General features: G+C 45.7%; 16 protein-coding genes. 10 read left to right on the top strand and 6 right to left on the bottom strand.

What is annotated here, in order from left to right:
* Nucleotides 1-22: 22 nt before the first annotated feature.
* From EL210_RS12695 to mraZ, 5 genes are read right to left on the bottom strand one after another with little or no spacing between them, the layout of a single operon-like run.
* Complete coding sequence (locus EL210_RS12695; protein ID WP_018920551.1) at nucleotides 23-1,474, bottom strand: UDP-N-acetylmuramoyl-L-alanyl-D-glutamate--2,6-diaminopimelate ligase; 1,452 nt, start codon at nucleotides 1,472-1,474, stop codon at nucleotides 23-25.
* A 24-nt stretch (nucleotides 1,475-1,498) separates the two neighbouring features.
* Entirely contained in the window at nucleotides 1,499-3,658 is a 2,160-nt protein-coding gene (locus tag EL210_RS12690; RefSeq protein WP_004378179.1) for a penicillin-binding protein, read from the bottom strand.
* Nucleotides 3,655-4,185, bottom strand: a complete 531-nt coding sequence (locus tag EL210_RS12685) for an FtsL-like putative cell division protein (RefSeq protein WP_018920552.1) — start codon at nucleotides 4,183-4,185, stop codon at nucleotides 3,655-3,657. The genes EL210_RS12690 and EL210_RS12685 overlap by 4 nt, the downstream gene beginning before the upstream one ends.
* A complete protein-coding gene (rsmH, locus tag EL210_RS12680) occupies nucleotides 4,182-5,129 on the bottom strand; it encodes a 16S rRNA (cytosine(1402)-N(4))-methyltransferase RsmH (protein WP_018920553.1) in 948 nt (315 codons plus the stop codon). The genes EL210_RS12685 and rsmH overlap by 4 nt, the downstream gene beginning before the upstream one ends.
* Nucleotides 5,130-5,171: 42 nt before the next feature.
* On the bottom strand, nucleotides 5,172-5,627 hold the full coding sequence (gene mraZ, locus EL210_RS12675; protein ID WP_018920554.1) for a division/cell wall cluster transcriptional repressor MraZ: 456 nt from the start codon (nucleotides 5,625-5,627) through the stop codon (nucleotides 5,172-5,174).
* Nucleotides 5,628-5,885: 258 nt separating this feature from the next.
* On the opposite strand from mraZ, the gene EL210_RS12670 reads away from it, so the two are divergent.
* From EL210_RS12670 to EL210_RS12630, 9 genes are all read left to right on the top strand, one after another.
* Nucleotides 5,886-6,725 carry a glycerol acyltransferase gene (locus EL210_RS12670; RefSeq protein ID WP_018920555.1) on the top strand — a complete coding sequence of 280 codons (840 nt, stop codon included), beginning with the start codon at nucleotides 5,886-5,888 and terminating at the stop codon, nucleotides 6,723-6,725.
* Nucleotides 6,726-6,756: 31 nt separating this feature from the next.
* Complete coding sequence (locus EL210_RS12665; protein ID WP_018920556.1) at nucleotides 6,757-7,746, top strand: GNAT family N-acetyltransferase; 990 nt, start codon at nucleotides 6,757-6,759, stop codon at nucleotides 7,744-7,746.
* A gap of 1,422 nt (nucleotides 7,747-9,168) precedes the next feature.
* Nucleotides 9,169-9,636, top strand: coding sequence for a ribosome assembly cofactor RimP (rimP, locus tag EL210_RS12660; RefSeq protein WP_026285961.1), 468 nt, complete (start codon nucleotides 9,169-9,171; stop codon nucleotides 9,634-9,636).
* Nucleotides 9,637-9,641: 5 nt separating this feature from the next.
* Nucleotides 9,642-10,907, top strand: coding sequence for a transcription termination factor NusA (gene nusA, locus EL210_RS12655; RefSeq protein WP_018920559.1), 1,266 nt, complete (start codon nucleotides 9,642-9,644; stop codon nucleotides 10,905-10,907).
* Nucleotides 10,908-10,977: 70 nt separating this feature from the next.
* Nucleotides 10,978-13,728 carry a translation initiation factor IF-2 gene (infB, locus tag EL210_RS12650; RefSeq protein ID WP_018920560.1) on the top strand — a complete coding sequence of 917 codons (2,751 nt, stop codon included), beginning with the start codon at nucleotides 10,978-10,980 and terminating at the stop codon, nucleotides 13,726-13,728.
* Nucleotides 13,729-13,906: 178 nt separating this feature from the next.
* Nucleotides 13,907-15,352 (top strand): Fe-S cluster assembly protein SufB, encoded by a 1,446-nt coding sequence (sufB, locus tag EL210_RS12645; RefSeq protein WP_018920561.1) that lies wholly within the window; start codon nucleotides 13,907-13,909, stop codon nucleotides 15,350-15,352.
* Between the two features lie 34 nt (nucleotides 15,353-15,386).
* Nucleotides 15,387-16,151 carry a Fe-S cluster assembly ATPase SufC gene (sufC, locus tag EL210_RS12640; RefSeq protein WP_004373577.1) on the top strand — a complete coding sequence of 255 codons (765 nt, stop codon included), beginning with the start codon at nucleotides 15,387-15,389 and terminating at the stop codon, nucleotides 16,149-16,151.
* Nucleotides 16,152-16,166: 15 nt separating this feature from the next.
* Nucleotides 16,167-17,510, top strand: a complete 1,344-nt coding sequence (sufD, locus tag EL210_RS12635; protein WP_018920562.1) for a Fe-S cluster assembly protein SufD — start codon at nucleotides 16,167-16,169, stop codon at nucleotides 17,508-17,510.
* A 50-nt stretch (nucleotides 17,511-17,560) separates the two neighbouring features.
* On the top strand, nucleotides 17,561-18,799 hold the full coding sequence (locus EL210_RS12630; RefSeq protein WP_018920563.1) for an aminotransferase class V-fold PLP-dependent enzyme: 1,239 nt from the start codon (nucleotides 17,561-17,563) through the stop codon (nucleotides 18,797-18,799).
* On the opposite strand, the gene EL210_RS12625 is transcribed toward EL210_RS12630, so the two are convergent.
* Nucleotides 18,796-19,083, bottom strand: a complete 288-nt coding sequence (locus EL210_RS12625) for a hypothetical protein (protein ID WP_018920564.1) — start codon at nucleotides 19,081-19,083, stop codon at nucleotides 18,796-18,798. The two genes, EL210_RS12630 and EL210_RS12625, sit on opposite strands and share 4 nt — an antisense overlap.
* A gap of 126 nt (nucleotides 19,084-19,209) precedes the next feature.
* Between EL210_RS12625 and EL210_RS12620 the strand changes: the two genes are divergently transcribed.
* Nucleotides 19,210-19,872, top strand: a complete 663-nt coding sequence (locus EL210_RS12620; protein ID WP_018920565.1) for a ribonuclease HII — start codon at nucleotides 19,210-19,212, stop codon at nucleotides 19,870-19,872.
* The last annotated feature ends 105 nt before the right edge of the window (nucleotides 19,873-19,977 follow it).

Below are 19,977 nucleotides of genomic sequence, written 5' to 3'. Positions count from 1 at the left end.
CCTTAACCTTTATACCTTGTTTTTATACTTTGAAAATTTCATGAAGCACTTCCTTATCATCGAAATGATGCTTCACGCCCTTGATTTCCTGATAGGTTTCGTGTCCTTTACCGGCAACAAGCACCACATCTCCTTTCTGGGCCATCATGCAGGCTGTGCGAATAGCCTCCTTACGGTCGACAATTGAGATGACCTTTCGCATCTGCTGTTCGTTCAATCCCGCGAGCATATCGTTGATGATATCCTGCGGTTCTTCAAATCGGGGATTGTCACTGGTAATGATAACCTTGTCACTTTGTCTGACAGCTTCCTGTGCCATGAGTGGACGTTTGCCCTTATCGCGGTTTCCTCCTGCACCACAAACGGTAATCACATGCCCTTTGCCATCGAGTACTTCGTGTATGGCGTTGAGCACATTTGCCAATGCATCGGGTGTATGAGCATAGTCGACAATTGCCGTGAAGCCTTCAGGAGAATGGATAGGTTCAAGGCGTCCGTTGACACTATGCAGCGTACTGAGCACCAAGAGCACATCTTCGGGCTTCTTGCCTAACATGATTGCAGCGCCATAGACTGCCAAAAGGTTGCTGACGTTGAACTTACCGATGAACTGAACGCCTACTTCACGGCCGTCAATCTCAAGATACATGCCCTCAAAGTGGCATTCTAAAATGCGGGCACGGAAGTCAGCCAACGTGCGGATTGAATAGGTCTTGACGGTTGCCTTGGTGTTCTGCACCATGATCATGCCGTTTTTATCGTCGGCATTGGTAATGGCAAAAGCATCCTTGGGCAGGCCATCGAAGAAGGCTTTCTTGGCATTTCGGTAGTTTTCGAAAGTCTTGTGATAGTCCAAGTGATCGCGGGTGAGATTGGTAAAAAGACCACCGGCAAACTTCAAACCGCCGATACGCTTCTGATGAATGGCATGACTTGAACATTCCATGAAGGCATATTCACAGCCGGCTTCAACCATCTTTGCCAAGAGTTCGTTGAGTTCGATGGGGTCAGGGGTCGTGTGGTCGGCTGGCACTTCAACATCATCAATATAGTTGCAGACCGTGGAAAGCAGTCCAACCTTATGCCCGAACTTGCGGAACATATTATATAATAAGGTGGCAATGGTGGTCTTTCCATTGGTTCCCGTCACGCCGACCAACTTCAGTTTATGCGACGGATCACCATAAAACAAGGTGGCAACCTTACCGACAGCATCCTCTGTTGATTCCACCTGGATATAGGTGATGCCCTCTTGAAGCACTTCGGGAAGGTCTTCACAAAGCACGGATATGGCACCAAGTTCAATGGCTTTGCCGATGAATTGATGCCCATCAACCTGCGTTCCCTTCATGGCAACGAAGAGATGTCCCGTCTTGATGCGTCGCGAATCAATATTCACGCCTGTGATTTCTACGTCATCATTTCCGATAAGCTTTATCGGAGTGATGTTTTTGAGAAGTTCGTTTAATTTCATATCTTCTGTATTTCTGTTTTCTTTCTAATCCAAGACAAGCGTTATCCGATCGCCTTTCTTGATGCTATGACCTGGTTCAAGACTCTGCCGGACAACCTTTCCACGCCCCTGGATAATGGTCTTCACGCCACGACTCTCCAACAGATAAACAGCATCTCGGGCGCCCATGCCCGTTACATCGGGTATATATCTGCCGTTGTTGATAGGCTGGCGTTCTAAAAGAATAGTCTTGTTATCATTCTTTTTCTCTGCCTTACCCCAGATGGGATTGCCGTCTGCGTAGCTCCCTCCCCAGTTCTTGTTGGTGTTAATGCCTAAATGTGTGAGCACATAATCGGCAGCAAGGATGTTCCCGGCTTTCACGTCCGGCACTAATACCGAAGAGGCATCGCGGGCATCAGCAACATCAAGTTTCAGACTCTGTGCCATAATGCCCTCTGCAATGTTATGGAAAACGACACCACTCATGCCGCCACCACTCGCAGGAAGACCTGATTTCTGAATACACACAATACAACTGTAACGTGGAGCATCATCGGGAAAGTAGCCCGCAAAGCTCAACAGATAGTTGGTTCCACCGCTTTTATATCCCTGTGCACCCTTAGACATCTGTGCTGTTCCCGTCTTTCCGGCCACTCGAAATGAGGGAGAACCGGCCTTCTTTCCGAGTCCTTGGCTGACCACATGGTCGAGAATGGTCTGTATTTCGCGCAGGGTCTTTTCCTTACAGATGCTTGCCCGCATCACTTCGGGTGGGAAATCCATGATGACTTCGCCGTTTTTCACCACCTGTTTCACAAAGCGCGGTCGCATCATTCGTCCGTTGTTGGCAATTGCATTATAGAAAGTAAGCGTTGAGATTGGTGGCACCTGAGTTTCATAGCCGATGCTCATCCAGGGCAAAGCTGTATGACTCCAGTTCGTCCATTCACCTCGTTCGCTCTTCTTAGGCATGCGTATTCGTGCCGGTGAAGCACCCACTAAAGGAATTCTGAGGTTATCGGCAAGCCCCGTACGATATATGCCACGAACAAACTTTTCGGGGTTATTCCGATAATGATCATCAATAATTCGGCTCACACCGATATTCGAACTGACCATTAAGGTCTGTGGCAGCGTGAGCACACCATAGCCACCTCGTCGCCAGTTATGATCCTTCATCTCGCGCCCATACATAGGCCAGACGCCATTTCCTGTGTCAACACGATAGGTTGTATCTACCACGCCATCGTCCAAAGCCGTCATGATGGAGGCTGTCTTGAATACGGATCCAGGTTCAAGAAGGTCGCTGACAGCATGGTTATGGATTTCCCTGTACTCGCCATCTACGCATTTCTCCATGTTTACAATGGCCTTGATGTCCCCTGTCGCTACCTCCATTACAATGGCAACCCCTACGTTTCCATTAATCAATTTCAGTTCATCAATGACCGAACGCTCGGCTAAATCCTGCATTCCTACATCTATTGTTGTCACGATGTCTGCACCGTCTATAGGTGGAGTATCCATGATATCAAGGAAGCGATTGAGTACTTTCCGACGGTGGATGATACCGTTTGAGCCACGGAGTATAGAGTCGTAAGAAAGTTCCAAGCCAAAACGTGCCGTGTCTTTTGCACCGAACATTGCACCAATCGTACGTCCTGCAAGCGAGCCGTAACTACGTTTTCGAGCATTATACTCCTCGACATGGAAACCGCTCTTGTTCTGAGAAAGATTGAAAACAGGCAGTGCTTTCACCTCTGTATAAGTGTTATAATCTACGCGCTTGCCCCATATGGCCCAGTGACGACTCATCTTTTTCCGTCCTTCTGCAAGCTCCTGCTTGAATGACGAAACAGATTTTTCAGGGAAAATATGGTTTAATCCCATGCAGATAGAGTCCACTTTGACATCCCAAAGCGAGTCACTCTTAGCATCATGGAGTGCTTTAAAATCCATGAACAGTTTGAACTCTGGCAATGAACTGGCCATCAGTTGCCCGTCACAACTCAAGATATTGCCACGCATTGGCTTTACACTAACGCTGTCTTTCTTTACACGGTCAGCCACCTTTAGCCAGTAATCGCGCTTCGCAGTCATCAAGTATAGCGTCTTACCCACAACCAACACAGCAATCACCGTCATCAAAATGGCGATGGCACTGTATCTCGGCATTACCTTATTACTGTCAAACTTGCTCATTCTTCCGGTACATTTATAATGTAAGGTGGCTGACTCGCTATCTTCAGCACACTGTCTTTATTGTTCTTCAACAACTCCAAAACATGACTCTCTCGGCTTTTCTCGGTCAACTGACTGCTGCTCGAAAGCGCCTTATACTTGGCATCCTGCAATTCATCTTGCAGCTTATCAATCTCGATAAGGTCGTTCTGGACACTGTAACGATTGGCTATATACACAATCAGAAAAGCCGTAATAAGCAGAAACACGCCTATCTGATGTCGTATGGTCTGCGTAGTCAGCACGTCACCGCCAAGGATTTTCTTGAGTGTGAAATGCGAAGCAAACGGCGATTCGTCTTCTGTGGCCTGCTTTGCTATCACTTCTTTCAACGTAGGGCCTTCGTCATCTGCTGATGCAGAGGCTTCACTTTCCACCGCTTCAGAAGCTTTCAAATCTTTTTCCTCATTGTTCTTAGCTTCTTCCTTCATGGTTCCCTGCCGATCAGACAGCTCTTCTTTCGTGTTGATTTTATCTTCGTTGTTCATTTCTTTTCTGCAATTCTGAGTTTGGCACTGCGGCTTCTGGGGTTCTCCTGTTGTTCATCAGCCGAAGGAACAATCACCTTATTGTTCACTAAATTGAATGGAGTTTCAATCCTTCCATAGAAGTCCTGCACTTTTTTCCCCTCTGCATTGCCAGCTTTCATCATGTTCTTCACGATGCGATCCTCGAGAGAATGGTAAGTGATGACACTCAACCGTCCACCCGAACGCAGTAATTCTGTAGCCGATTGCAACATTTCTTTCAGTGCGTCCATTTCATGATTGACCTCTATTCTCAAGGCCTGGAAGAGCTTGGCCATATCTTTTTTCTCCCGTTCCCGTTTGAAAAGAGGCTCTGTAGCCTTGAGAAAATCCTGTGTTGTCGCTATGCGTTGCTGTGCTCTGGCCTTTACCAATACGGCTGCTATACGGCGCGATTGCTTCAGTTCGCCATAGAGATAGAAGAGATTGGCAAGTGCTTCTTCGTTGTAATCATTCACTACATCAGCTGCTGTCAGACCTGCACGCTTGTTCATACGCATATCCAACGGCGCATCAAAACGGAACGAAAAGCCACGGCTTTCATCATCGAAATGATGGCTTGAAACCCCTAAGTCGGCCAACAATCCATCAATCTTTTCAACGCCATAATAGCGCATCCAGTTCTTGAGATAACGAAAATTACTGCGCACAAAGGTAAAGCGTGCATCATCAACAAACCTTTTTTCTGTACTGCCTTCACGGTGCATCACGTTCTGTTCTGCATCAGCATCTTGATCAAAACTATACAGATGAGCCTGATTGTCGAGCCGGGAAAGGATTTCACGACTGTGTCCTCCACCCCCAAAAGTGACATCAACATAAATGCCACCAGACTGAATGTTCAGTCCGTCAACACTCGGTTTCAAGAGCACCGGCACATGATAGGTCTCTGCTGTCTTTACCATATTCGGGTTATTCTGTGCTTACGCACGGTCTCTTTCTGTTTATTATCTATCTTCATCCAGCCCCATCAGCGTCTGCAACGCATTGCCGAAGTCGGCAGGTTCGACGAAAGGAGCTTCACTGTTATCCTTACTCCAGATTTCAATGGTATCGTCCACGCCTATGAATTTCAGTTCCTGCTCGATACCTGCAAGTTTCAAATAGCGCTTCGGTATAAGGAAACGACCGTTGGCATCAAGTGTGACTACCTCGGCATCCGACACAAACTGGCGGAAAATCTGCCATTGCATTCTGTCCCAACGGTTGAGCCGTTGTCGCAGAAGGTCAAGCTGTTCATTCCATACACACTCTGGATAAAGCACAAGACATGACTCAAACACATCCTTACGCAGCACCAGATTTTCCTCGCCCGATGCTTGAAGCACCTTGCGAAAAACGGCCGGCAGAAAGGCTCTTCCTTTGGTATCGGCTTTTGCTTCTATGTTTCCTAAAAAACGCATGCGTACCTAATTATAGGCTATTCGGCTTCAAAGATACATAAAATTCTCCACACTTCCCCACTTTTCTCCACTATTTTTTATTTTCTTTCTGGTTTCTGAATATATCTCCATTCGCATTTATTTTCCTTCCAACCAAATTTGTTTCTCAAAACATGATGAAATCAATGGTCAAACGTGAAAAATGATTTTTTTTAGCCAAAAAAGTGACTTTTTAGAAAAACTTATGCTATTTTTGCATTGTGTTAGTATGTTGTCAATATGAATGAGAGCATAGAGAAGACCATAGATATTGAGAAAATTCTAAGAGACAAGATGGGAAAAAAGGCACGCTATGTGCCTCGTTTTGTCATATCATGGCTGAAGAAAATCATTCATGAAGATGAGGTAAACCGGTTTCTCTGGGAAAATCGCAAGTTGGAAGGCACCGAATGGCTGACTGCCTGCGTGCAATATCTCGACATGACACTCGACATTGTAGGGGCTGAAAACCTGCCCGACAAACACGATGGAAAGCTTTATACTTTCGTTTCCAATCATCCTTTGGGTGGTCAGGACGGTGTTTCGCTCGGCTCAATCATCGGTCAACACTATGATGGAAAGTTTCGTTATTTAGTCAACGACCTGCTGCTCAACCTCCCCGGACTGAAGCCAGTGAGCATTGGTATCAATAAAACAGGCCGGCAGAGCCGTGATTTTCCACGCATGGTGGAGGCAGGTTTCAACAGCGACAACCACTTGCTGATGTTTCCCGCTGGTCTTAACAGTCGGAAACTCAATGGGGAAATTCATGATCTTCCATGGAAGAAGACTTTCATCACCAAGAGTGTTGAGACTCACAGAGACGTTGTTCCTATTCATTTCAGCGGCCGGAATTCCAAACGTTTCTACCGTATCGCCAAGTTCAGTGATCGTTGGTTGCCGTTCAATTTAGCCATGCTTTTCCTCGTTGATGAGATGTATAGAAATGTAGGGAAGACGTTTCGCATCACGATAGGGAAACCTATTCCATGGCAGACTTTCAATAAGACGAAATCACCGATGGAATGGGCCAAATTCGTCGAAGACCGTGTTTACGGTCTGTCGTTGAGTTCTATTTGAATATAAAATATCGACCAAGAGAAAACAAGAAATGGAAGAAGAGATTATCCAACCTATTGATAAAGCTCTGTTGAAGAGTGAACTTACTCCCGAACGGCAGCTTCGCATGACCAATAAAAGCAACAATGAAATCTATGTTGTGACGGCTCACGATGCACCGAATGTCATGAAGGAGATTGGTCGACTGCGCGAGATTGCCTTCCGTACAGCCGGCGGAGGCACAGGCAAAGCCATGGATATCGACGAGTTCGACACTATGGAAAACTGCTGCAAACAGCTCATCGTGTGGAACCCCGAAGCAGAGGAAATCATCGGAGGTTACCGTTATCTCTTTGGTTCTGATTGGAAAATCGATGCCAACGGGCAGCCAATTCTCGCCACAAGTCACATGTTCCATTTCTCTGAACAGTTCATGAAAGACTACGCTCCCTATACCGTTGAGTTGGGACGGAGCTTTGTTTCGCTTGAATATCAGAACGCACGTGTCAACTCCAAGAGTATCTTTGCACTCGATAACCTTTGGGATGGGCTTGGTGCACTCACCGTTATCAATCCTCAGTGCAGATACTTCTTCGGCAAGATGACCATGTATCCGTCATACATCCGCAAGGGACGCGACATGATTCTCTATTTTCTCAAGAAGCATTTCGATGACAAGGAAAACCTCATTATACCGATAAAACCGCTGAAAATTGAAACTCCTGAGGATGAATTGTCTGCCATTTTCTGCAAAGACAACTTTAAAGAAGACTACCGCATTCTCAACAAACACATTCGTGAATTAGGCTATAATATCCCCCCGTTAATCAATGCTTACATGAGTCTCAGCCCCACGATGAAACTCTTCGGCACTGCAATCAACTATGGATTTGGCGATGTTGAGGAGACAGGTATCCTCATTGCTGTCGACGAAATCCTTGAAGACAAGCGTGTCCGCCACATCGACAGTTACGTCAAAGAACATCCCGAAGCTCTTAAAATCACGAGTGGAGCCAACAAAGTGATTTATAAAAACAAGTGAGGAAAACGGTTGGGGTGAGATGAAGCAATGTAAATGACTGGTATTTGCAACAGCTTTTGCATGACTCGAAGAATTGAAATGCAACTTGCTTCTTTACCAGAAATCCTCCGCCTTTCGCTTGTCTGTAAAGTGTTGAGCATCAGTATGTTGATAAAACAAAAGCGAACTGCGAGATAAAATGCCTGAAGTTGCCTTGTCATTTGACTTAGATTACCGTGTGATTTGCATCAAGTTAGCGTGTGATCTGCGTCAAGTTGCAGCACGATTCTATAGAGATTGCCAAATGATTGGGTATATATTGTATTACGGATCACCTATCATTATACGATGACAATGGATATTGTGTTGTGCGATGAGTGCCATGTTGGACTATCCCGACTTTCATTCCTATGGATGACAATAAATATTGCATCGTGCGATGAGTGCCATGCTGAACTATCCCGACTTTCGTTCTTATGAATGATAATAGATGTTGTGTCGTGTGATGAGGCATTTCTCATGTAGTAACTGCATAGCAGTTATGCTTTTGAAAGCCCGTGGTTGGCGAGGAACGAGCCTACCTCGGGGGAGTGAGAACGCGTGGTTTTCAAACCCGGTACGGGTTTTGTTTCTTCCAATTACGTGGCGGATACGAAAAAGCTGAACCCATATCGGGTTCATTTCATGCGTCCATTTAATCCCCACGTAGGTTCACTTCGCTCGCCAACGTGGGGCTTTCAAACACACAACTCGTACCGAGTTGCCCTCCCACCTCTCGCCTGTTATCTTGCCACATGGTCATTACGATGAAACAATAGGGTAGAGATTACCTCTTGTTGTTATTTGTTAATTGTCTTTAGTTCGAGGTATAGAGGTGCTTTTATAGATTTGAAAATAAGGAGTTTTTAATATAGAAATATATGTTGTTTTTGGATGTTTTGCAAGCTATTGACAATCAGATGGCTATGAGTTTCTAATCGAATTGTGAAGAAAAATCATGCAGAAAGCGTTGTGATTTGCGTCAGATTGCGGTGTATTCTGCGTCAAATGGCAAGGTCATCTCGGTCTTCTTGCAGGGTGAAATGACTGAAATTGAAAGACAAGGAGACATAAATGAGGATACCGAAGCAATGAAGTAGCTTTGCACGTGCATTGAAAAGACTTCACATAAGCCTGGGATATGGCTTTTCATTTCTATTCGAGAAGGTGTCGAAATGTTAAAAACGGGAAATCAACTTTACATGAAAAGCGCAAGGGAAAAGCGCATGTTTGGATGCTGTTTCTTGGCGGTGAGCAGAGGCGCAGAATGGTATGAGGTAACATAGTGGATGAAATAAAAAGGCAAAACGTTTGCATGTTACAAGGAATTTTTGTAATTTTGCAGCGTTCAGAGGAATGAGGGACTCCGCAGAGAGTTCCTCATTTTATTTTAATAAAACATATATGATTGACAAAAACGTCGTAAAGAAATTAGTAGATGAGTGGCTGGCAGACAAGGAGTACTTTCTTGTGGGCATAGATATCAGCCCGGATGACAAGATTGTTGTTGAGATCGACCACGCTGATGGCGTTTGGATTGAAGACTGTGTGGCGTTGAGCAAGTATATTGAAGACCGTCTCAGTCGTGACGAAGAAGACTATGAATTAGAGGTCGGTTCGGCTGGATTGGGACAGCCTTTCAAGGTCATGCAGCAATATGTGAACTTCATCGGCAAGGAAGTTGAAGTGATGGATGCTGATGGGAAGAAATTCCAGGGCGTGCTGAAGAGCGTTGACGGCAACGACTTTACGGTGACTGTGAATGAAAAAGTCAAGGTGGAGGGGAAGAGACGTCCGCAGAAAATGGATGTAGACCATGCTTTCAAAATGGATAATGTGAAATATACTAAATACTTAATAAGTTTCAAATAAAGGCTATGGCAGCAAGAAAAAATGAAGAAGAGCAGATCAGTATGATCGATACTTTCCGTGAGTTTAAGGATACGAAGAATATCGACCGTACGACATTGGTAAGCGTTTTGGAGGAGAGTTTCCGCAATGTGCTTGCCAAGATCTTCGGCAGTGACGAGAATTTCGACGTTATCGTGAACCCCGATAAAGGCGACTTTGAGATTTATCGCAACCGCGTTGTAGTGGCTGACGGTGAAGTTGAAGACGAGAACAAGCAGATTGCATTGGGAGAAGCGCTCAAGATTGAACCCGATTATGAAATTGGTGAGGAAGTCTCCGAACAGGTGAACTTTGCTAAGTTTGGCCGTCGTGCAATCTTAAATCTTCGTCAGACGTTGGCTTCAAAGATATTGGAATTGGAGCACGATACGCTCTATAATAAATACAAGGATCGCGTAGGACAGATTGTTTCGGGTGAGGTTTATCAGATTTGGAAGCGTGAGGTGCTTGTCGTTGACGATGAGAACAACGAACTGATTCTTCCTAAGAGTGAGCAGATTCCTGCTGATGTCTATCGCAAAGGCGAGACTATTCGTGCCGTTATTCTGCGTGTAGACAACGAGAACAATAATCCGAAGATTATCCTTTCGCGTACAAGTTCGATGTTCCTTGAACGTCTGCTTGAGGCTGAGGTGCCGGAAATCAATGACGGACTGATTGCCATTCGCAAGATTGCCCGCATGCCGGGAGAACGTGCCAAGATAGCTGTTGAGAGCTTTGATGACCGCATAGATCCGGTTGGTGCATGTGTGGGTGTGAAAGGAAGTCGCGTGCATGGCATTGTCCGCGAGCTTTGCAATGAAAACCTCGACGTAGTGAACTACACGACAAATATCAATCTCTTCATTCAAAGAGCATTGAGTCCGGCTCGTGTGAGCAGTATCAATATCGATGAGGAAAACCACAAGGCAGAGGTTTATCTGCAGCCCGAAGAAGTCAGTCTGGCTATCGGACGCGGTGGTTTGAATATCAAGTTGGCCTCTATGTTGACCGAATACACCATTGATGTGTTCCGTGAAGTGCCAGAGGGAGAAGCCGATGAGGATATCTACTTGGATGAATTCTCCGATGAAATCGACCAATGGGTGATTGATGCCATTAAGAGTATTGGGCTTGATACGGCCAAGGCTGTGCTCAATGCACCGCGTGAAATGCTCATTGAAAAAGCCGATCTTGAAGAAGAGACCGTGGATCATGTCATCAATGTGCTGCGTGCTGAGTTTGAGCAGTAAGTGGATTGAGAGATGAGACGCCGTCGGATAAAAGAAACACTTGATAAGAAAAAAGAAGTAAAATAAATACATGAGCATCAGATTAAACAAAGCATTACGTGAGTTAAACATAGGACGTCAAACGGCAGTTGACTTCCTTACAAAGAAAGCAGAACTGGGAGAGGTGAAGGACGACTTGAGTTTTAAACTCAATGAAGCCCAGTATCAGGCACTCGTTGAGGCGTTCAAACAGGATGCCGCTGTGCGCAATGAGGCTGAAAAGCTGTTCCAGAAGAAACCCAAAGAGAAGAAGCGTACGCCAGAGGCGAAGGATAATCGTGCTGAAAGCTTACTTGAATCGTCTAACCAGCAGGTGTATAAACCTATGGGAAAGATTGATCTCGACAGCATTGGTAAAGCTCCTTCGGCTAAAAAGTCTGCTGCTCCGGAAGAGAAAAAGGCTCCAGAAGTGAAGGCTGCTGCCGTCAGCCCAGAGCCGGAAAAGAAAGTCAAGGCTCCGAAACCTGTAGCTCCGAAGTCTGAACCAAAGGTGGAGAAACCAGTTGAAGCCCCCAAGGAAGAGGCTGTAGAAAAGCCTGTTGCAGAGGAGAAAGACGGTGATGCAATCTTCACTTTGAAAAGTGAGAAGAAGATACTCAACAGTCCAAAGGTGAATGTGTTGGGCAAGATTGACCTCGATGCACTTAATCAGAGCACACGTCCGAAGAAGAAGTCGAAAGAAGAAAAACGCAAGGAGCGTGAAGAAAAGGCTGCTACGCAGCATGGTGGTGAGCGGAAGAAGCGTGTCCGTATTAATAAGGAACGCGTGGATATCAATGCCGAAGCCAAGCAGAATAATGGCAGTAACAATGGCGCTAATGGCGGAAAGAACAAGAATAAGAAGAACCGCAACAAGCGTAATCAGAAGCCTTTAGAGGTAGACGATGAGGCTGTAGCACGCCAGGTGAAAGAAACTTTGGCCCGACTGACAAGTAAGAGCCAGAACAAGAAAGGCGCGAAATATCGTAAAGAGAAGCGCGAAGCTGTGCAGGAGAAGCTTCAGCAGGAAGCCAATGCAGAGCGTAAAGAAGCAAAAATACTGAAACTTACGGAGTTTGTTACCGTCAGCGAGTTGGCCACGATGATGAATATCAGCGTGACACAAGTTATTTCTACGCTGATGAGTGTAGGCATCATGGTTTCCATAAACCAGCGACTTGATGCCGAAACCATTAATATGGTGGCAGACGAATTCGGTTTCAAGACCGAATATGTCAGTGCAGAAGTGCAGGAAGCTGTCAGTGAAGATGTTGACGACGAGAACGATCTTGTACCGCGTGCACCGATTGTAACGGTGATGGGACACGTCGACCACGGTAAGACTTCGCTGCTCGATCATATCCGAAATACCAATGTAATTGCAGGTGAAGCCGGTGGTATTACACAGCATATCGGTGCATACAGCGTTACATTGAAGAATGGGCAGAAGGTGACATTCCTTGATACTCCGGGACACGAAGCCTTTACTGCTATGCGTGCCCGTGGTGCACAGGTGACTGATATCGCCATTATCATCATTGCAGCTGACGACTCCGTGATGCCTACAACCAAGGAGGCTATTGCTCATGCGCAGGCTGCTGGGGTGCCAATGGTGTTTGCAATCAACAAGATAGACAAGCCCGGGGCCAATCCTGACAAGATACGTGAGGACTTGGCTAATATGAACTTGCTTGTAGAAGAGTGGGGCGGTAAGTTCCAATGTCAGGAGATCAGTGCAAAGAAAGGTGTCGGTGTAGATGCTCTTCTTGATAAGGTGCTGCTCGAAGCAGAAATGCTTGATCTCAAAGCTAACCCCAACAGAAAGGCTACCGGAACGATTATTGAGTCTTCGCTTGATAAGGGGCGTGGTTTTGTGAGCACGGTCTTAGTGAGCAACGGTACGTTGAAAATCGGTGATATTGTTATTGCAGGTACGAGCTGGGGACGTATTAAAGCCATGTTCAATGAGCGTAACCAGCGCATTGAAAAGGCTGGTCCTGCCGAACCAGCAATTATCCTTGGCTTGAATGGTGCACCTACGGCGGGTGACTTGTTCCATGTCTTGGAGACAGAACAGGAGGCTCGTGAGATTGCCAACAAGCGCGAACAGTTGCAGCGTGAGCAGGGTCTGCGTACGCAAAAGCGCCTTACACTTGGTGATATTTCGCATCGCATTGCTCGCGGAGAGTTCCATGAGCTTAACATTATCGTTAAGGGTGACACCGATGGTTCTATTGAGGCATTGAGCGATTCGTTCATTAAGCTTTCTACAGAAAAGGTTCAGGTGAATGTCATCAGCAAGGCCGTAGGTCAGATTAGTGAGAATGATGTGATGTTAGCCAGTGCTTCTGATGCTGTCATTGTAGGGTTCCAGGTACGTCCTTCATCAGAAGCTCGTAAGTTGGCCGACCGTGAAGGTGTGGAGATTAACACCTATTCAATCATTTATGATGCTATCGACGACATCAAGAGTGCAATGGTTGGTATGCTGGATAAGGTGACAAAAGAAATCGTTACCGGTCAGATTGAAGTACAACAAGTGTTCAAGATATCCAAGGTGGGTACCATTGCCGGTGGTCTTGTCACCGAAGGTAAGGTTCATGCCAAGGATAAGGCCCGTGTGGTTCGCGATGGTATCGTTGTTCGTACGGCCGAGATTAATGCCTTGAAACGTTACAAGGATGATGTCAAGGAAGTACCTATGGGTATGGAATGTGGCTTGAGTCTTGTCAACTATAATGATATCATGGAGGGTGATATTATTGAAACCTTTACAGAAATTGAGGTAGAACAGAAGTTGTAATAGCAACAGAGAGGCCATTTCATGAACAGAGTGGCTTTCTCTTTGCTTATATATAATAAGGTAGTGACACTCTCCGGTAATGACAGAGTGTCACTATTGTAGTTAATAACAAATGTGACCAAAGGAGAAATGGTACATTATTTGTTGTGGCTATTCCATGAATACAGATATTTGTAAAATGGCAGAAAGAGAGAAAAATGAGTTTGTAAAGCAGGTGGCCGAAAAGAAATATGAGTTCGGTTTCACTACTGATGTGCAGACTGATATCATAGAGAAAGGACTCAATGAAGACATTGTGCGCCTGATTTCAAAGAAGAAAGAAGAACCCGATTGGTTGCTTGAATTTCGCTTGAAAGCCTACGAATACTGGAAAGATCTCAAGCAACCTGCGTGGGGACATGTACATCTTCCTGAGATAGACTATCAGGGAATATCCTATTATGCAGACCCATTAGCGAAGAAACCTAAGAATAAAGAGATTGATCCGGAACTCGAAAAGACTTTCGATAAATTGGGCATTCCATTGGAAGAGCGCTTGGCTTTGAGTGGGACGGCAGTTGATGCAATCATGGATTCCGTGTCTGTGAAGACCACGTTCAAGGAAAAATTGCGCGAGAAAGGCATCATTTTCTGTAGTATAGGAGAGGCTGTTAAGGAGCATTCTGATTTAGTCAAGGAGTATTTGGGCAGTGTAGTGCCTTATCGTGACAACTATTTTGCAGCCCTTAACAGTGCAGTGTTCAGTGACGGTTCGTTTGTTTATATCCCCAAAGGGGTGCGTTGTCCGATGGAACTTAGCAGTTATTTCCGTATCAACGCCCGTAATACGGGGCAGTTTGAACGTACATTGATTGTAGCTGAAGATAATGCTTATGTGAGTTATCTCGAGGGATGTACAGCGCCGATGCGTGATGAAAACCAACTGCATGCAGCCATCGTAGAAATCATAGTAAAGGATAATGCCGAGGTAAAGTACTCTACTGTGCAGAACTGGTATCCTGGAGATGAACATGGAAAGGGTGGAGTCTTGAACTTAGTTACTAAGCGTGGCGACCTGCGTGGCGTCAATTCGAAGTTGAGTTGGACACAGGTTGAGACCGGTTCGGCAATCACATGGAAGTATCCTTCCTGCATCTTACGGGGTGACAACTCCACAGCTGAGTTCTATAGTGTTGCTGTAACCAATCATTATCAAGAGGCCGACACTGGTACAAAGATGATACATATGGGGAAAAACACCAAGTCTACCATCATCTCTAAAGGTATTTCGGCCGGTCATAGCCAGAATTCTTACCGCGGACTTGTACGTGCAACCGCCAATGCTGATAATGCCCGAAACTACAGCTCGTGCGATTCGCTTTTGTTAGGCAGCGACTGTGGAGCCCATACCTTCCCTTATATGGATATCCATAATGATAGTGCTGTGGTGGAACATGAAGCCACAACATCCAAGATATCCGAAGACCAACTCTTCTATTGTAACCAGCGTGGCATCCCGACGGAGCAGGCTGTAGGCTTGATTGTCAATGGGTATGCCAAGGAAGTGCTTAATAAACTGCCGATGGAATTTGCTGTTGAGGCTCAGAAGTTGTTAAGTGTGAGCCTTGAAGGAACGGTAGGATAAACAGAAATTAAAAACAATTTTTGACGAGAGAAAAATGTTAGAAGTAAGAAACTTGCATGCCACGATAGCCGGCAAAGAAATATTAAAGGGCATCAACCTCACGATTAACGATGGCGAAATCCATGCTATCATGGGACCGAATGGTTCGGGTAAGTCAACCTTGAGTGCCGTATTGACGGGTAATCCGCTGTATACGGTGACTGAAGGTGAAGCGCTTTTCAATGGTCAGGATCTGTTGCAGATGAAACCGGAAGACCGCGCTTGCGCCGGTTTGTTCCTCTCGTTCCAATATCCGGTAGAGATACCCGGAGTGTCAATGACCAACTTTATGCGTGCCGCTATCAATGCAAAGCGCGAGTATGAAGGCAAGGAACCATTGAATGCTGCCGATTTTCTGAAGCTGATGCGTGAGAAACGGAAGCTTGTCGACTTGGATAGTAAGTTGGCACATCGTTCAGTTAATGAGGGTTTCTCCGGTGGTGAGAAGAAACGAAATGAAATATTTCAAATGGCTATGTTACAGCCGAAGCTCAGTATTCTCGATGAAACAGACTCCGGACTTGATGTCGATGCCATGAGAATTGTGGCCGATGGTGTCAATAAAATGCACACAGAAAAGACTTCGGCTATCGTGATCACTCATTACGAACGCCTTTTGGATATGATCAAACCGAATTTTGTCCATGTGCTTTATAAGGGGCGTATCGTCAAGACTGCAGGTGCAGAGTTAGCCAAAGAGATTGAACAGCACGGCTATGATTGGATTAAGGAAGAGGCCGATGCCTTGTATGGCGAATAACAAAGGAGGAGAATCATGAACAGTGAACAGCAATATATCGACCTCTACACAGAGGCTTCGGAGATGATTAAAAGTCATTCGGCCGAACCTCTTAACGCTGTGCGCGACCGTGCTTTTGCCGATTTCAAGGTGCAAGGGTTCCCTACACGCAAGGTAGAACGCTATAAGTATACCGACATGGCAGCTTTATTTTCGCCTGATTATGGGCTGAATCTCAATCGTTTAGCTATCCCGGTGAACCCTTACGACGCATTCAAATGTGACGTACCAAACCTTAGTACGTCTCTTTATTTTATTGTTAACGACAGCTTCTACAGTCAGAAACTCCCGCAGGTTCAACTTCCCGTAGGTGTCATTGTTGACTCTTTGAGGCACATAGCGGCAGAAAAGCCCGATTTCATCGCTAAATATTATGCTCAGATTGCCGCCACTCATGAGGATGCTATTACGGCTTTGAACACGATGTTGGCACAGGACGGTCTTTTCGTTTATGTTTCCAAGAATGTCAAAGTCGACCGTACCATTCAGATTATCAATATCCTTCGTGCCGACGTTGATCTCATGGTAAACCGTCGTGTGCTTGTCGTCATGGAGCAAGGTGCCGAGGCAAAACTCCTTTTCTGTGATCATGCAACAGACGACCGCAAGTTTCTTTCCACGCAGGTCATTGAGGCTTACGTGGGTGATAATGCGAGTTTAGAACTCAATTGCCTTGAAGAAACCCATTTGAAGAATGTCCGTGTGAGCAATGTTTATATAGAGCAGCAAGCTAACAGCCGTGTCAATCATAATGTAATCACATTGCATAATGGGGTCACTCGCAACCGTCTTGACCTCGTTTTCAAAGGCGAGGGGGCAGAATGTCACTGTAATGGCTGCGTAGTTGCCGACAAACAGCAACATGTTGACAATAACACACTCATTGATCATCAGGTACCTCATTGCACAAGTAATGAACTTTACAAGTATGTTCTTGATGAAAATGCCGTGGGAGCCTTTGCCGGACGTGTGCTCGTCCGACACGATGCACAGAAGACTATCAGTCAGGAAACCAATCAAAACCTTTGTGTGACAAAGACTGCCCGCATGTACACGCAACCTATGCTTGAGATTTATGCCGACGATGTCAAGTGTGCACATGGCTCAACGGTAGGCCAGTTGAATGATGCTGCGCTGTTCTATATGCAGCAACGCGGTATCAGTCTGAAAGAAGCTAAGCTGCTTTTGGAGTTCGCCTTCATTAATGAGGTGATTGATAAAATGGAACTTGAACCATTGCGTGACCGTCTTCATCATCTTGTTGAAAAGCGATTTAGGGGTGAATTGAATAAATGCGAGGGGTGTAAGTTGTGTAAGTAGGAGTCGCTTTAATAAGTGCATTATGGATGAATTGAAATGATTTTCAAACTATGCAATATGATTTAAACCAGATAAGAAAAGATTTCCCAATTCTTTCGCGAACGGTTTATGACCGCCCACTCGTTTATCTTGACAATGCGGCTACCACGCAGAAGCCGCTTTGTGTGCTTGATACGATGCGCGAAGAATATCTGAACGTCAATGCCAATGTGCACCGTGGAGTGCATTGGCTCAGTCAGCAGGCCACCGAACTCCATGAGGGAGCCCGCGAGACTGTGCGCAAGTTTCTCAATGCCAAGACAACGAATGAGATTGTTTTCACGCGTGGAACAACCGAAGGACTCAACCTCATAGCCTCCAGTTTCAGTGAGGGTTTCATGCAAGAAGGTGATGAAGTCATTATTTCTACCGTTGAACATCATTCCAATATCGTGCCTTGGCAACTTCAAGCGGCCCGAAAAGGCATTGTACTGAAAGTCATTCCAATGGATGACAACGGCGGTATGGATATTGAAGTCTTCGAGAAAATGATTACGTCGAAGACGAAGATTGTCAGTATCTCTCATGTCAGCAATGTGCTCGGAACAATCAATCCTGTGGAAGATGTCATTCATATAGCCCATGAACACCATGTTCCTGTCGTTGTGGATGGTGCCCAGAGCACGCCTCATTTCAAGGTCGACATGCAGCAGTTAGATTGCGATTTCTTTGTTTTCAGTGGGCATAAGATCTATGGGCCAACGGGTATCGGTGTGTTATATGGCAAGGAAGATTGGTTAGACAAGCTTCCTCCTTATCAAGGGGGAGGAGAGATGATTGAGAATGTCAGCTTTGAAAAGTCTACTTTCGAGCGTCCGCCATTGAAGTTTGAGGCCGGAACACCCGACTATATTGCTACCACAGGTCTTGCCAAGGCCTTGGAGTATGTCACAGATTTGGGCATGGATGCCATTCAGAAGCATGAGGAAGACCTCACGCGTTATGCTATTATGCAACTTCGACAGATTGAAGGCATGAAGCTGTTTGGTGTGACTGAAGATGCCGATTTGACTACTTTACGCCATGATGCCGTTATCAGTTTCCAGCTTCGTGACATTCATCACATGGACATGGGGACATTGCTCGATCGCCTCGGTATTGCTATCCGCACCGGTCATCACTGTGCGCAGCCGCTTATGAATCGCTTGGGCGTGCTCGGAACGTCACGTGCAAGTTTTGCACTTTACAACACGAGAGATGAAGTCGATGGCCTCGTTGCAGCTATCAAGCGCATATCTACGATGTTCTAAAGTGCCTTGCGACAGGCGGTGACAGCTCTCAGAAACCATACACAGCAGACTGCACGACCGATAAGATGAGCATCTACAGGCATCACGGTAAACACGAAAGCAAGCTGTGCATTGAGTAACAGAAGGGTCTGGCGCATATTGATTTCACGACCGAGAACAGCTGAATAATAGCTTGCAAACAGGCAGATGGGCTTGCTTAATAACGCTCTTATGCCGTTTAGTCGCTGTTGCAGCGTCTGTTCTGAATGTTCTTTCTCACACTGAAGATAAATGTTCTTTTCCATATTTCTGGTTTTTTAAAATCCATTCTTGATTATGGGTGCAAAGTTAACCCCGTGTATGGAAGTATCTTTTCATATGTAGTTTCAGACTGTTAAAAACGTTAATGCACAACAAATATTAACAAAACCATGCTTCTTTCTCATTTATATGACAATCTTGTTGAGGCTGGATGCGATGAAGCAGGCCGTGGTTGTTTAGCCGGAAGCGTCTATGCTGCAGCGGTCATTCTGCCTCCTGACTATGACAATCCTGCGCTCAACGACAGCAAAAAGCTCTCCGTCAGACAGCGGTATGCCTTGCGTGAGCAGATAGAGCACGATGCTTTAGCCTGGGCTGTGGGTGTTGCTACGCCCGAAGAAATTGATGAAATCAATATTCTTCATGCCAGTTTCTTGGCCATGCACCGTGCTTTAGACCAATTGAAGATACGTCCCGAGGCTGTCATTGTTGACGGGAACCACTTCGACCCCTATGTTGTTGGCAAAGGATTGCCCAATGCCGGCAAGCAACTTCCCCACACTTGTGTCATCAAAGGCGATGGAAAATATCAGAATATAGCGGCAGCCAGCATTCTTGCCAAAACTTATCGCGACGATTATATGACGGAACAAGCTAAGCTTTATCCTTTCTATGACTGGGAAAGGAATAAGGGTTATCCTACGAAAAAGCATTATGCGGGAATAGCTGAACATGGAATTTGTGAGTTGCATAGGAGGAGTTATAATACCCATCCCAGCCCTCCCGAAGGGAGGGAGCACGAACTTGAGGAAGGGGAATTGATGTTTAAGTAGTCTATCTTCTCTTTTTTCATGTAATGGAAAATTTGAAACGATATATTATTCTCAAGCAATATCACCCCTCCTGGCCTCCCCGAAGGGGAGGGGTCTTAACTCCAA

The organism is Segatella oris (assembly GCF_900637655.1).
Classification (GTDB): Bacteria; Bacteroidota; Bacteroidia; order Bacteroidales; family Bacteroidaceae; genus Prevotella; species Prevotella oris.
The sequence above is the reverse complement of the archived record's forward strand: the minus strand, read 5'-3'. Positions and strand labels throughout refer to the sequence as shown.